This is a genomic window from Acinetobacter sp. Ac_3412 (assembly GCF_013072675.1).
GTDB lineage: Bacteria > Pseudomonadota > Gammaproteobacteria > Pseudomonadales > Moraxellaceae > Acinetobacter > Acinetobacter higginsii.
In genome coordinates this window covers 535969-549155 of record NZ_LXUJ01000009.1, presented here as the reverse complement: position 1 = coordinate 549155, position 13187 = coordinate 535969, and the positions used below count along the sequence as shown (strand labels likewise).

Genomic DNA, 13187 nt, shown 5'->3' with positions numbered 1-13187 from the left:
TATTTTACGATTTATTTAAGATCTCGTTTTGCAAGGAACTCGCGTGAGCCAATGGAAAATACAGCCTGTCGTCGAAGGCCTACAACAAGCACGACATGAATGGCGGGAGCGTCAACATCGCATCAAAGAATTTGGTGGACGTGAACTCCCATCTAAGGATGCGCTGAAGTCAATTTTAGATGATCTGTGTGGGATCTTATTTCCAATGCGACTTGGGCCGAGCGATCTACGCCAAGAAACTGAGGATTACTATATTGCCTATACCCTTGACCGTGTTTTGAATGAACTGTTTGCACAGGTCAAGTTGGCTTTAAATTACGAAGCCAAAAGTCGAGTCAAACCGATCCCTGTTTCAAGCAATGAACGTCTGCTATATGAACAGCAAGTCGCTTTGGCACAAACCATCGTACAGGACTTTGCCAATACTTTGCCTGACATTCGCCGCTTATTAGATGCAGATGTCTGTGCAGCCTATGAAGGGGATCCTGCCGCGCATAGCGTCGATGAAGTCTTACTCTGCTATCCCGGTATTTTAGCGATTATTCATCATCGCGTAGCACATCAGCTCTATCACAGTGTACCGCTGCTCTCACGGATTATTTCTGAATTGGCGCATTCTGCAACGGGTATTGATATTCATCCGGGTGCGCAAATTGGGAAAGGCTTCTTTATCGATCACGGCACAGGTGTGGTGATTGGAGAAACCTCCGTGATTGGTGAATATGTGCGTATCTATCAGGCGGTGACACTCGGTGCAAAACGGTTCGAACTGAATGAAGACGGTGCACTGAAAAAAGATTATGCCCGTCATCCTATCGTGGAAGACCATGTGGTGATTTATGCAGGTGCAACAATTTTAGGCTGTATCACCATTGGTAAAGGGTCAATTATTGGCGGCAATGTGTGGCTTACCCATAGTGTTGCAGCAGGCAGTCAGATTTTACAGTCACCTAGTGAGTCATTACATAATAGTAAAGTTTAATTTAATGAATTATTTAACCAAGTAAATAAAAGGCGCAAGAATAAATAACGTATATTCAATACTTATATTTATTTTTCATAATTATATTCTTATGAGTAATAAGCAAATAATTCACCATTATTTATCTCATAATAATATTTTTAAAAAAACTAAATAGCCTCTAGTCTAACGAAATAAATCATTAAATATTATTGCAATAAAACCAATTTTTATTAACAAAGCCAAAGACAACAGGAAAATTGATTCATGGCAAAAACCACAGATAAAGCCCAACTTGCACTTGGAGATCATGCAGCTAGACAGCTTGCCAATGCCACCAAGACCGTTCCACAACTTTCGACCATTACCCCACGTTGGCTCACACATTTATTGCAATGGATTCCTGTTGAAGCAGGTATTTATCGCGTTAACCGTGTCAGCAACACCGATGATATCCAAGTGGCCTGCACACAACGTGATGAAGCGACTTTGCCGCAAACCTTTGTTGATTATGATGCGCAACCGCGTGAATATTTCTTAAATGGTGTGTCTACCGTCTTGGATATTCATACCCGAGTGGCCGATCTTTACAGCAGCCCACATGATCAAATTAAAGAACAATTACGCTTAACCATTGAAACCATTAAAGAACGCCAAGAAAGCGAGCTGATCAACAACCCTGAATATGGTTTATTGGCCAGTGTCGCAGATGAACAGCGTATCTCAACTTTAAATGGTCCCCCAACACCAGATGACTTTGATGATTTACTCCGTAAAGTCTGGAAAGAACCAGGTTTCTTCTTGGCACATCCAGATGCGATTGCTGCATTCGGCCGTGAATGTACCCGTCGTGGCGTGCCACCACCAACCGTCAGTTTATTCGGTTCGCAGTTCATCACATGGCGTGGTGTCCCACTGATTCCATCGAATAAAATTCCGGTGGAAGATGGTAAAACCAAAATCTTGTTACTGCGTGTGGGTGAAAAACGCCAAGGTGTGGTGGGCTTATTCCAACCGGGCTTGGCAGGTGAGCAATCCCCTGGGCTTTCTGTACGCTTCATGGGCATCAACCGCAATGCGATTGCGTCTTATCTGATCTCACTGTACTGCTCATTGGCGGTATTGACTGAGGATGCGTTGGCTGTGCTCGAAGATGTGGAGGTGGACAAATATCATGACTACCCAGTTAACTACAAGTAAGCTATCTTCTACAGGTACTGGGCAAGGTAGTCCAACGGGTTCAGAAGTGGTCGGTGTTAGCCCACCGTCCAACTTCCCAGATGAAGCAACACTTTCAAGACTCGCCTCTGAATTTTTTGCTGCACTGCCAAGCTCAGGCAGTGGCCACCCTTCTGGTTTGAATTTGGACTTACCCAATGTCGGTACACCGCCACATCAACCCCAGCCTGCTGAACCTTTAGCAGCATTAAGTGGACGTGCACCCAATATTGCTTATGAAAAAAGTTTGAATCCTGAATATCCTGAGCATATTCCAAACTATCCCGATTATCCTGAACGTCGTGCCATTGCCTCTGCACCCGTGGTTGGTGGGGCGAACTTGCCTCGTCCACCGATTGAACCAAATTTTCCACAGGCCATTCATAGCGCACCGAATGTGCCTTTGGTTGAACCTTCTCGTCCATCGGCAAGTGAGGCATCACCATTTTATTTTTTAAATGACTTTGCAGCACCCAGCACATCAAGTTCTGAATTTGATGCTGCCAGTTTTGCGACTGCACAATCATTTCAATTACCACACGGCGATGCGCTAAAAAGCTTGTTGCAGCAAGACCAACCAAGTTTAGCTCAACCTAAAAGTACCGCTTCTACAGGTTTCTATTTTTTGGATTTGCCACAAAGCAACACGAGTTATGGCAATTATCAGCCTTCTCAACCACAGTTTGTAGCCAACGCAGCGCAACCTTTGGATATTCAAGCAATCCGTCGTGATTTTCCAATTTTGCAAGAACGCGTCAATGGTCGACCTCTGGTTTGGTTTGATAATGCAGCGACCACGCAGAAACCACAAAACGTGATTGATCGTATTGCCTATTTTTATCAGCACGAAAATTCCAATATTCATCGTGCCGCACATGAACTGGCAGCACGTGCAACCGATGCCTATGAGCATGCGCGTAATGTTGTGGCCCGTTTCATTGGAGCAAAATCATCCAAGGAAATCATTTTTGTACGTGGTACCACTGAAGGCATTAACCTGATTGCCAAAACGTGGGGAGAACAAAATATTGATGAAGGCGATGAGATCATCGTATCTCACCTTGAACATCACGCCAACATCGTCCCTTGGTTCCAACTGAGCAAAAAAGTCGGTGCCAAACTACGGGTGATTCCTGTAGATGATACAGGTCAAATCATTTTGGAAGAATTGCCAAAATTGATCAATGAGCGCACCAAACTGATCTCAATTACCCAAGTGTCCAACGCCTTAGGTACGGTGACACCTGTCGCTGAGGTGATCAAAATCGCACATGCCAAAGGCGTGCGGGTCTTGGTCGATGGTGCCCAATCGGTTTCGCACATGCCAACCGATGTTCAAGCGATTGATGCTGACTTCTTTGTATTCTCAGGACATAAAGTTTTTGGGCCAACAGGTATTGGCGCGGTCTATGCCAAGCCAGAAATTCTGGAAACCATGCCTGTGTGGGAAGGCGGTGGCAATATGATTCAAGACGTGACTTTTGAACAAGTGGTTTACCAACCTGCTCCCAATAAGTTTGAAGCAGGCACAGGTAATATTGCCGATGCCGTGGGTTTAGGTGCAGCACTGGAATATGTGGAACGCCTTGGCATTCATAATATTGCCCGTTATGAACATGACTTACTCGAATATGGCCAGCATGCGTTAGCCAGCGTCGCAGGTTTGAGACCGATTGGCACGGCAAGAAACAAAGCCAGTGTGATGTCCTTTACCCTTGCAGGTTATTCGACAGAGCAAGTGGGTAAAGCACTGAATCAACATGGCATTGCAGTTCGTTCAGGGCATCATTGTGCTCAACCGATCTTGCGTCGTTTTGGCGTAGAACAGACTGTGCGCCCTTCTTTGGCGTTTTATAACACCACAGAAGAAATTGATTTGCTGGTGTCGGTATTACATCAACTGACCAGAAACAAACGCAGTGCCTAACCCCTCCCCAATAAAAAAGACTGCCTCAGCGCAGTCTTTTTTTATGTTCAGGTAAAGGCAACACTCCAAATCAATCGTATTGCAACTGCCCCCAAAATAACCCCCATTACCCGTTCAAAATACACCCCAAACTCTAAAAAGCGTTTCCGTACAACGGGCTGAGCAAACATAATACTGACCAAAATAAACCATGACGCATTCACTAGACACATCCAGACGCCATAACCAATTTGAACCTTTAACGGTGTGGTTGGGCTCACAATGGTGGTAAAAATTGCCAGAAAGAAAACGGTCGCTTTGGGATTCAAGGCATTGGTTAGAAATCCCATATTAAAAGCTTGGATTAAGCTCGGTTTGCCCATCGCCTCACCAGCCAAAATATCCAGATTGTTATTCGGCTGACTGCGTAAACATTGCCAACCCAAATAAATCAAATAAGCCGCCCCAGCTATGCGTAATACCGACATTAACCAGACACTTTGCTGGATCAGCACGCCAACACCCACCAAGGTGTAAAACACATGCACCGAAATGCCGACACCAATACCGATTGCAGTGATACAGCCAATTAAATAGCCATATCGAACACTTTGCCGTACTGTAATAATAAAATCAGGACCTGGTAAAACAACTGCCATAAAATGGATCAATGCCAAGGCCAGAAACTCATGTCCATACAACTGCCACATTTGATTTATCTCCATCATGACTACAGGAAAAAGATTGTATTGCGATTTTTAAAGCGCGATAATCCAATCAAAATCCAAATAACTTTTGCTTCATGAGCACAAATCAAAGTCTGGTTCTGTTAAATGAAATGGCAACCTTTGTCAAAGTTGTCGAAACGGAAAGCTTTTCTGAAACAGCACGGCAGCTCGGTTCAACCCCGTCTGCCGTGAGCCGCGCCATTGCCCGTTTAGAACGAGCTTTAGGTACACGCTTATTGCATCGCACCACACGTAAACTGCGCTTAAGTGAAAGTGGTCAACAGGTCTATGAACGCTGCGTCGACATGGTCAATGCAGCACAGGCAGTGATGGAAAGTTCGGGACAGTTTCATATTGAACCACAAGGCGTGATTCGGATCAGTGTGCCCAAAGCCGTTGGGCATTTTATGCTGCATCCACATTTACCTGAATTCTTGGCACTGTATCCCAAAATTGATATCCAATTATTATTGGAAGACCGCTACATTGACTTGATTGATGATGGTGTAGATCTAGCCATACGTATTACCGAACAACCACCAGGTGGATTGATGGGGCGAAAACTGATTGATATTGACCATTTAATCTGTGCTACGCCTGAATATTTACAGCAACATGGCATCCCACAGCATCCGCATGATTTAAAGCAGCATCAATGTATCTATTTGGGCGAACAACCTAATGACTCGAAATGGAAGTTCCAGCAAGAACAGAAATCAATTACAGTACCAGTCCGTGGTCGTTATGCAGCCAATCATACTGGCGTGCGCCTGAGTGCCGCTTTACAAGATTTAGGCATAGCCAGTTTGCCTTACTTCGTAGCACGCCATGCCTTAGAACAAGGGAATTTGGTTCAGGTTTTACCTGATTGGCATTTTAAAACCCATTACAGTGGTGGCGCATGGTTGCTCTATCCACCTACCCGTCATGTGCCACCTAAATTGAGTGTGTTCATTCAATATCTGGCGGAAAAATTAGCCGCAGAACCAATTTTAGTTCATCAGAACGCTCCAATAAAAAATAATGATTAACCCATCTAAATTTAATAATTTCATTATTCTGAATTATTAACTCACTAAAATTTATAAACTCAATGCTCAATTTTATTTATCATCTAGAAATAAAAAGAAAACTCTTTGGAATACATCATGCAATCAGCGGATTCTACAAATCCAACGCCAGCAATTCCTTTCTGGCAAGCTTTTTTGTTCTGGCTTAAATTGGGATTTATCAGCTTTGGTGGTCCTGCTGGACAAATTGCAGTAATGCATCAGGAACTAGTTGAAAATAAACGTTGGATCTCTGAAAAAAGATTTTTACATGCGCTGAATTACTGCATGTTACTCCCTGGTCCTGAGGCACAACAGCTCGCCACTTATATTGGTTGGCTGATGCATCGAACTACGGGTGGGCTCGTTGCAGGTGTTCTGTTTGTTCTCCCCTCACTGTTTATCCTGATTGCCCTGTCATGGATTTATGTGCAGTTTGGTGATGTACCCATCATTGCAGGCTTGTTTTATGGGATTAAACCTGCGGTTACGGCAATTGTCTTTCATGCGACTTATCGTATTGGCAGTCGCTCATTAAAGCATCCGTTTTTATGGGGCATTGCTGCTGCCGCATTTATTGCCATCTTTGTGTTTAATGTCCCTTTCCCCCTGATCGTGTTAGCAGCTGCCATCTCAGGCTACGTGCTGAGTAAGCAAAAGCCCGATTTATTTATGGCTCAGGCTTCCCATCAAAATAGTCATAAAAGTTATGGGGCCGCCCTGATTGATGATGATACACCAACGCCTGCCCATGCAATTTTCCGCTGGAGCAACCTCGCCAAAATCCTGATCATTGCTGCGTTCCTATGGTTTGTGCCAATGCTGCTTTTGACTCTAGGATTAGGATGGCAACATGCTTATACCCAAATGGCGTGGTTCTTTAGCAAAGCAGCCTTACTGACCTTCGGCGGTGCTTATGCAGTTCTGCCCTACGTGTACCAAGGTGCAGTCAATCATTATGCATGGCTAAGTCCAACCCAAATGATTGATGGTCTGGCACTCGGTGAAAGTACCCCAGGCCCACTAATCATGGTGGTGGCATTCGTTGGTTTCTTGGGTGCTTATAACCATGTTGTATTGGGTGCTGAACATCTATTTTTAGCAGGCGCAATGGGTGCGGTGATTGTCACTTGGTTTACCTTCTTATTTTCCTTTGTGTTTATTCTGGCAGGTGCCCCAATTATTGAATCTACGCATAATGAACTGAAATTTACCGCACCACTTACTGCGATTACCGCTGCTGTGGTCGGAGTAATTTTAAATCTGGCCTTATTCTTTAGCTATCATGTGCTCTGGCCAAATGGTTTTGATCATGCTTTTAATTATGAAGCGGCCTTTATTACCGTTGCAGCATTGATTGCTTTATTCAAATTTCAGCTCAATGTATTGTATGTGATTTTTGCATCGGCCTTTTGCGGTCTCATTTTATATATTGGTGCATAATTAAATATATCGAGTAGCTCAAAACGCTACTCGATGACGTTCTAGCTTAAATATGATGAATTTCGACTGAGGCATGCACAATTTCCTCATGAATCGCCAATTCCGCTTTAACCTGATCAGGATTGAGATCAGTCATGGTGGTTTCCAATCCTAAAATACAAGAGAACTTGCCTTTCCCGACCTTCCATACATGTAGATCAGTAATTTCAACCTGTGCAAACTGGGCAATCACCTCACGTATTTCTACAACCACAGGATGCCCCATTTCAGCATCCAATAGAGTTTTTCCTGTTTCCTGCATCAGCCCCCAAGACCATTTTGCAACCAGTAATGCACCGACGATCCCAAGCAAAGCATCTAGGAAATTCCAGCCAAAATATTTGGCCGCAAATAAGGCAATAATCGCGAGCACCGAAGTGACAGCATCTGCAACCACATGTAAGAATGCGGCTTTTTGATTCAAATCATGATGATGATCATGGCTGTGCTGATCTGCTTCATCATGAAGGTGATGATGCGAATGATGGTGATGATGCTCGTGTCCCCCATCATGTAATAGCCACGCACAAATCAGATTGACGATCAGCCCCACAATCGCAATGGGAATCGCTTCATTAAAATGAATGGTGACAGGGTTAAATAAACGCTCGAGTGATTGAATCCCCATCAACAGCGCCACCACCATCAGTAAAATCGCACTGCTATACCCCGCCAAGATTTCAATTTTCCATGTACCAAAACTAAAGCGTTGATCTTGGGCATAATGTCGCGCCATGCGATAGGCAAAATACGCCAGTCCCAATGCCAGCATATGCGAACTCATATGCCAGCCATCAGCAAGCAAAGCCATCGAATTAAAAAACCAGCCACCTAGAATTTCCAAGACCATCATCACCGCAGTTAAAATGGTGGCAATTAAAATTCTTTTTTGTGCTAAAGGATTTCCTTGATCAAACTGATGAGAATGACGTCGTTCTAGGTTACTATGCTGCATTTATTTTCGTCTTCCAATATACTCCCCCTAGTATATATTTTTTTAGGAAAAAAGGTATGTCTCACCTCCATCAAGATAAGAAAATTTTAAATCGTCTTAAGCGGATTCAAGGACAGTTCGCAGCAATCGAAAAATCAATCACAAATCCTGAAAGTTCTTGCATAGAAGTTCTACAGCAGGTTGCAGCAGTCAAAGGTGCGGTGAACGGTTTAATGAACCAATTGATCGAACAACACTTAAAAGAACATGTATTAAAAGGTGCTGATCATGTGGATGAGGAAGAAGTAGAAAAGTTTTTCACCTTATTACAACGCTATCTATAAATACCAAATGGTGTCACTGAGTTGGTCTAGCTCGGAATGATCATGACTGACATACAACATTGGGATCTTGATTTCCTGTTTAACGCGTTGAAAAAAAGGAATGATCTCGGCCTTATGCGCGGTATCCAGTGCAGACAGTGGCTCATCGAGAAGCAGCAATTGTGGCGAGTATAGTAAGGCTCGTCCCAATGCTACTCGCTGTTTTTCTCCTCCAGACAGCTTAATCGGCATGCGTTCCAGCAAATGTTCCAATTTGAGTAACCCTACAATATAGTCCACATCGAACTGACGTTGTTGTGGTGCAATATGCTTAAAACCAAACAGTAAATTCTGTTTGACGTTTTTATGTGGGAACAATTGTGCATCTTGAAAGACCAAACCGACACGACGCTGTTGCGTACTGAGATGAATGTTCTGACCTTGATCGAACCAAGTCTGATTCTGGATTTTAATCCAGCCCGATTGAGGTCGGATTAACCCTGCAATGCTGTGTAATATGGTGGTTTTCCCCGAACCCGAAGCCCCAAATAAACCAATTACCGTCTGATCAGATTGAAAGCGTTGATCCAGACAAAACTGCCCTTGCTGTAGCTGTATATGACAATCAATCATGTTGAATATCCACGCTTATTTTTCTGATAACGATTGAACCACTGTGCAAACCATAAGGCAAAGAATGCCACCGATAAAGACAGGATAATCAATCGCCATACTGCGGCTTCGGTATCGGGTTGCTGCATCAAACTATACATGGCCAACGGTAAAGTACGGGTTTCGCCAGCAATATTGCCAACAAAGGTAATCGTTGCACCAAACTCACCTAAACTTCGGCAAAAACATAAAATAGCACCGACCAAAATACCACTACTGGCGAGCGGTAATGTCACCTGCATAAATGCCCCAAAGGAAGATGCACCCAAGGTTTTCGCTGCCAGCTCCAAGCGTTGATCGACCAGTTCAATCGCCAGCCGAATCGATTGTACCAATAAAGGAAAGCCCATCACCGCGGATGCCAATACCGCGCCTTTCCAGTTAAAAGCAAACTCTAACCCCAGCGGTGCAAGATATTGCCCCAACAGTCCCCGATTACCAAACAATTGCAGCAATAAGTAGCCGGGCACGACAGGTGGCAAAACCAAAGGTAAGAACACCAAGGTCTCAAATAGTGACTTTCCCCAAAACTCTTTGCGGGCCAATACCCAAGCCACTAAAGTTGCAGGAATTAAGCTAAACACCAGACACGCTGCTGCCACTTTGCAGGACAGCTTGAGAACTTCAATTTCTTCAGGGCTTAAGATCATCATTTAGTTACTGCAACACGCTAAACCCATATTTTTTAAATATCGTTTTTGCCTGTCCGCTTTGTAGAAATTTATAGAATTTGACCGATTCCGTATTCTTCTTGGTTAAACCCACGGGATAAATAATTGGTGGATGCGTATTTTCGGGGAAGATACCTGCCACAACCACATCTTTGCTGATGGCAGCATCTGTCGCATAAACAATACCGACCTGACACTCACCACGCGCTACAAAGTTTAAGGCAGCACGTACATCTTCCGTTTCAACCAGTCGTGGTTGAACTTTGTCCCACCACCCTAGTGAGGTCAACGCCTGTTTAGCATATTTCCCGACGGGTACGCTCTTGGTGTCCCCAGTACACAGCTTGCCTTGAATCACTTGAGTTGGATCAAAACTTTTATCCATTTTTAATTTAATCGGACGCTCTTTAGGCGTAATGACAACCAGTCGATTGCCCAGTAAATTAATGCGATCAGTTGGCGCAACCAACTGTTTATTCTGTAAATAGTCCATCCATTGCACATCGGCTGACATAAACACATCAGCAGGCGCCCCCGCCTCAATTTGCTTGGCTAAGGTTGAAGACCCTGCATAAGAGGTTTTGACCTCAATTTTATTTTTTTGCTCATAGATTGCATCGAGTTCATTCACTACATTGGTTAAGCTTGCCGCTGCGTACACTGTAATTGCGTCCGCGGCTACTGCGTGGGTCTGCATCAATAAACTCGCCCCGAAAGCGGCAGCACAGAGATAGGTTTTTTTCATCATTGTTGGCATTGTTTTGTCCTCGAATTTCGATATGTTTTTAAAAATATATCGCTTAATAAAGATACACTAAAAATAACAATTCGCCAGTGTTGTTATCCTTAATCCATCATCTGCGTATTTAGAACCTCAATGATCTAATCATAGGTACCATGAACATCATTTGGTGCAAAAAAATCTGTTTTTCACCAATTTAGGGCATCTCCATATAAATTCCGACATAAGCGATCGATCAAACATTCACTCAATCGTTATTTACCGAAAAATATAGCGATTAGCCATATTTTGCTTTCCAAAATAAAAAGACGCCTATCCAAACACCAACCGAATGATGCTGAATAGACGCCTTTGTCTATTTCTAAAGATAGCCTAGATCGCGACCCTATTGCTCTTTTAGCAAAAGATGTGCCAAATGATTTTTAAGCTTTTAGGAGATTCGAAGCTTAAATCATGCCTTAACCTCTGACGGCTAAATTCTGTTTCGGCAATAATTTACAGCCGCAAGAAAGTGGGTCATTCACTCTAGCAGCGGCTTTACCCATCACTTGCATATTCGGATCACCAGCGACTATCGTCGCCACAGTTTTATGTTTTGGACAAGTCGCCTTATCCCCGACACAAGCAATTGGAATACCTTCTATGAGAAAGCTGCTATTTCCACTGATGACCTGCCCACCACCTGTGGTTGGACAACCAACAACGATATAGGGTGTTGCCATAATCCCATCCCTCACATTTGGATTTATGAATGATTAAAGTACTTCAAATTCAATGCGGCGGTTTTTCTTACGACCATCTGCAGTTGCATTATCCGCAACTGGCTGACTAGAACCTTTACCTTCGGTACTTAAACGATCCACAGCAATACTTTTACCCACCAGATAACTTTGTACCGCTGCAGCACGTTGCTGACTTAATACCGTATTCTTATTGGCATCACCAGAGCTATCGGTATGCCCAATAATTTTGACTTTCTTGCCACCAACCTTATTTAACGCCACAGCCATTTCATCCAGAATCTGTTGTCCTGCCGCAGTCAGAATGGCACTCCCTGATTCAAATTCAATGATTCGGTTCTTTAAAGCATCGTCAATGATTTTTTGCTCGGCTTGATTCACAGAAAGTTGTGCATTGAATCGATACGGTTGTTGAACCAAAGCCTGAAAATTATTGGTGGTCGGTTGAATCTGATTTGGGTCTGTCATTTTACCGGTTAAATCGACCTGAGTTCCCTTCACTCTTAGTTGCCCTTGTGAAATCTTCTTCAGATCAGGAGTGATGACACGGGTCACTGAATCACTCCAGCCGCTCGGCGCTGAAACAGGGCGCACCTGAATTTTGTCGACAACTTGATCTGCACCATAAACAGACTGCATTTTGACCAAGATTGCCTGCTTGCTCTCCTCATTGGGCACCACACCCTCCACCACAATCGGTGCAGCGTGGAGCAGATGGCTTTGGCCTATAACACATAAGCCAAACAGTAAACTTGCCCAGATAGATTTCGGATTATTTCTCATATTCATTCATCTAAAAAAGTTTGTCTGAACAGCTTCAAACCTTGGTTAAGGCTCAACTGACGCTGACAAAGTGATTGTTCGAGTGTGGCAAGGCCTGCATTCTGCTCCAGATAGGCATCAATCCATTGTGCTTGGATTAAGGATACCCAATGCTCGCTCTGCATGTTTTGGGTAAAAATATCACTGAGCGCCATGATATCGGCGCCTTGAAAACCAATGAATAAAATTGGTTCCTCACGATGCAAGATGCCAATCAGGATTTCAGTATTATTGATGCCTAGGAAGCGTCCAATCATCCCAACCCAAAATGCTGCGATTTCATAGCAGTACATCGCATTATTAATCGGTAGGATCAGCACCTTATTCAAACGACTGGTACCATTTTTTAAGATCGGTTGCAGTAAAAGTCCTAATCCGATCATGCTCTGTGCCAGTTCATAGACATTGATTTTCATCAATTGGGCAAAGGAATGCATGGTGTGATTTTCATAAAAACCATTGCATTCTTCGGCAGTGAAAATCTGAACCACATTGGGTAGGTTATTCAACTTTTCCAGCATAATATTGGTATCACGAATACTACGTAATACGCGATTGCGCTGGAATAAATCGACCAAAACTGACTTGTAGTAAAACGGCGCCAATAATAAATTTTGATAAGGCTGCTCAACTTCAAGTAATTGACTCAATACCATTGGAAATGCCCGCCCAGAGCTGTCTTGGCTGGCAATTAAATTGGCAGCCAAAAACATCGACTCGGCAGGATTGGCAATAAAAAAATCCAAAGAAGGCAAAGACTCATAACGTTGCTTGAACTCAGGGCTGCGCATGGCATGTTCAAGTGCTTCTGTAATCCACTGATCCAGCACTTGAATTAATGCGTATTGCCCTTTGGATTTCAGAAAGTCACCACGAGCGGGTGTCTTTCCGTAGTACAAAGCTGTCGTTTTTACTTGTTGCATCCAAGCACCTCCTGCT

14 protein-coding genes are annotated in these 13187 nt (G+C 43.6%); 6 read left to right on the top strand and 8 right to left on the bottom strand.

Annotation, left to right across the window (positions count from 1 at the left end; genetic code table 11):
* The first annotated feature begins 43 nt into the window (after window positions 1-43).
* From epsC to A7P54_RS10755, 3 genes are all read left to right on the top strand, one after another.
* Window positions 44-982: a serine O-acetyltransferase EpsC gene (gene epsC / locus A7P54_RS10765; RefSeq protein ID WP_004805539.1), complete on the top strand. Its 939-nt coding sequence runs from the start codon at window positions 44-46 to the stop codon at window positions 980-982.
* Window positions 983-1228: 246 nt separating this feature from the next.
* Window positions 1229-2161 (top strand): family 2A encapsulin nanocompartment shell protein, encoded by a 933-nt coding sequence (locus A7P54_RS10760; protein WP_005284419.1) that lies wholly within the window; start codon window positions 1229-1231, stop codon window positions 2159-2161.
* Complete coding sequence (locus A7P54_RS10755) at window positions 2136-4106, top strand: family 2A encapsulin nanocompartment cargo protein cysteine desulfurase (RefSeq protein WP_171549569.1); 1971 nt, start codon at window positions 2136-2138, stop codon at window positions 4104-4106. The genes A7P54_RS10760 and A7P54_RS10755 overlap by 26 nt, the downstream gene beginning before the upstream one ends.
* Window positions 4107-4153: 47 nt before the next feature.
* On the opposite strand, the gene A7P54_RS10750 is transcribed toward A7P54_RS10755, so the two are convergent.
* Complete coding sequence (locus tag A7P54_RS10750) at window positions 4154-4795, bottom strand: LysE family transporter (RefSeq protein ID WP_171549568.1); 642 nt, start codon at window positions 4793-4795, stop codon at window positions 4154-4156.
* Window positions 4796-4887: 92 nt separating this feature from the next.
* Here A7P54_RS10750 and A7P54_RS10745 point away from each other — a divergent pair, with 92 nt between their 5' ends.
* Entirely contained in the window at window positions 4888-5844 is a 957-nt protein-coding gene (locus A7P54_RS10745) for a LysR family transcriptional regulator (RefSeq protein ID WP_171549567.1), read from the top strand.
* A 117-nt stretch (window positions 5845-5961) separates the two neighbouring features.
* Window positions 5962-7305, top strand: a complete 1344-nt coding sequence (gene chrA / locus A7P54_RS10740) for a chromate efflux transporter (RefSeq protein ID WP_171549566.1) — start codon at window positions 5962-5964, stop codon at window positions 7303-7305.
* A 46-nt stretch (window positions 7306-7351) separates the two neighbouring features.
* Here the strand turns inward: chrA and dmeF are convergent, their stop codons facing one another.
* On the bottom strand, window positions 7352-8299 hold the full coding sequence (gene dmeF, locus A7P54_RS10735; protein WP_171549565.1) for a CDF family Co(II)/Ni(II) efflux transporter DmeF: 948 nt from the start codon (window positions 8297-8299) through the stop codon (window positions 7352-7354).
* 56 nt (window positions 8300-8355) lie between these two features.
* Here dmeF and A7P54_RS10730 point away from each other — a divergent pair, with 56 nt between their 5' ends.
* Window positions 8356-8622: a metal/formaldehyde-sensitive transcriptional repressor gene (locus A7P54_RS10730; RefSeq protein ID WP_151714813.1), complete on the top strand. Its 267-nt coding sequence runs from the start codon at window positions 8356-8358 to the stop codon at window positions 8620-8622.
* On the opposite strand, the gene A7P54_RS10725 is transcribed toward A7P54_RS10730, so the two are convergent.
* The 6 genes from A7P54_RS10725 to tagF form a co-directional block, all read right to left on the bottom strand.
* Window positions 8617-9234 carry an ATP-binding cassette domain-containing protein gene (locus A7P54_RS10725; RefSeq protein ID WP_171549564.1) on the bottom strand — a complete coding sequence of 206 codons (618 nt, stop codon included), beginning with the start codon at window positions 9232-9234 and terminating at the stop codon, window positions 8617-8619. The two genes, A7P54_RS10730 and A7P54_RS10725, sit on opposite strands and share 6 nt — an antisense overlap.
* Window positions 9231-9926, bottom strand: a complete 696-nt coding sequence (gene modB / locus A7P54_RS10720; protein WP_004654738.1) for a molybdate ABC transporter permease subunit — start codon at window positions 9924-9926, stop codon at window positions 9231-9233. The genes A7P54_RS10725 and modB overlap by 4 nt, the downstream gene beginning before the upstream one ends.
* A 4-nt stretch (window positions 9927-9930) precedes the next feature.
* A complete protein-coding gene (gene modA / locus A7P54_RS10715; RefSeq protein WP_171549563.1) occupies window positions 9931-10701 on the bottom strand; it encodes a molybdate ABC transporter substrate-binding protein in 771 nt (256 codons plus the stop codon).
* A gap of 443 nt (window positions 10702-11144) precedes the next feature.
* Window positions 11145-11408 (bottom strand): PAAR domain-containing protein, encoded by a 264-nt coding sequence (locus tag A7P54_RS10710; protein ID WP_004654745.1) that lies wholly within the window; start codon window positions 11406-11408, stop codon window positions 11145-11147.
* 33 nt (window positions 11409-11441) lie between these two features.
* Complete coding sequence (locus A7P54_RS10705) at window positions 11442-12215, bottom strand: OmpA family protein (RefSeq protein ID WP_171549562.1); 774 nt, start codon at window positions 12213-12215, stop codon at window positions 11442-11444.
* On the bottom strand, window positions 12212-13171 hold the full coding sequence (tagF, locus tag A7P54_RS10700) for a type VI secretion system-associated protein TagF (protein ID WP_004805528.1): 960 nt from the start codon (window positions 13169-13171) through the stop codon (window positions 12212-12214). The genes A7P54_RS10705 and tagF overlap by 4 nt, the downstream gene beginning before the upstream one ends.
* Window positions 13172-13187 lie beyond the last annotated feature (16 nt).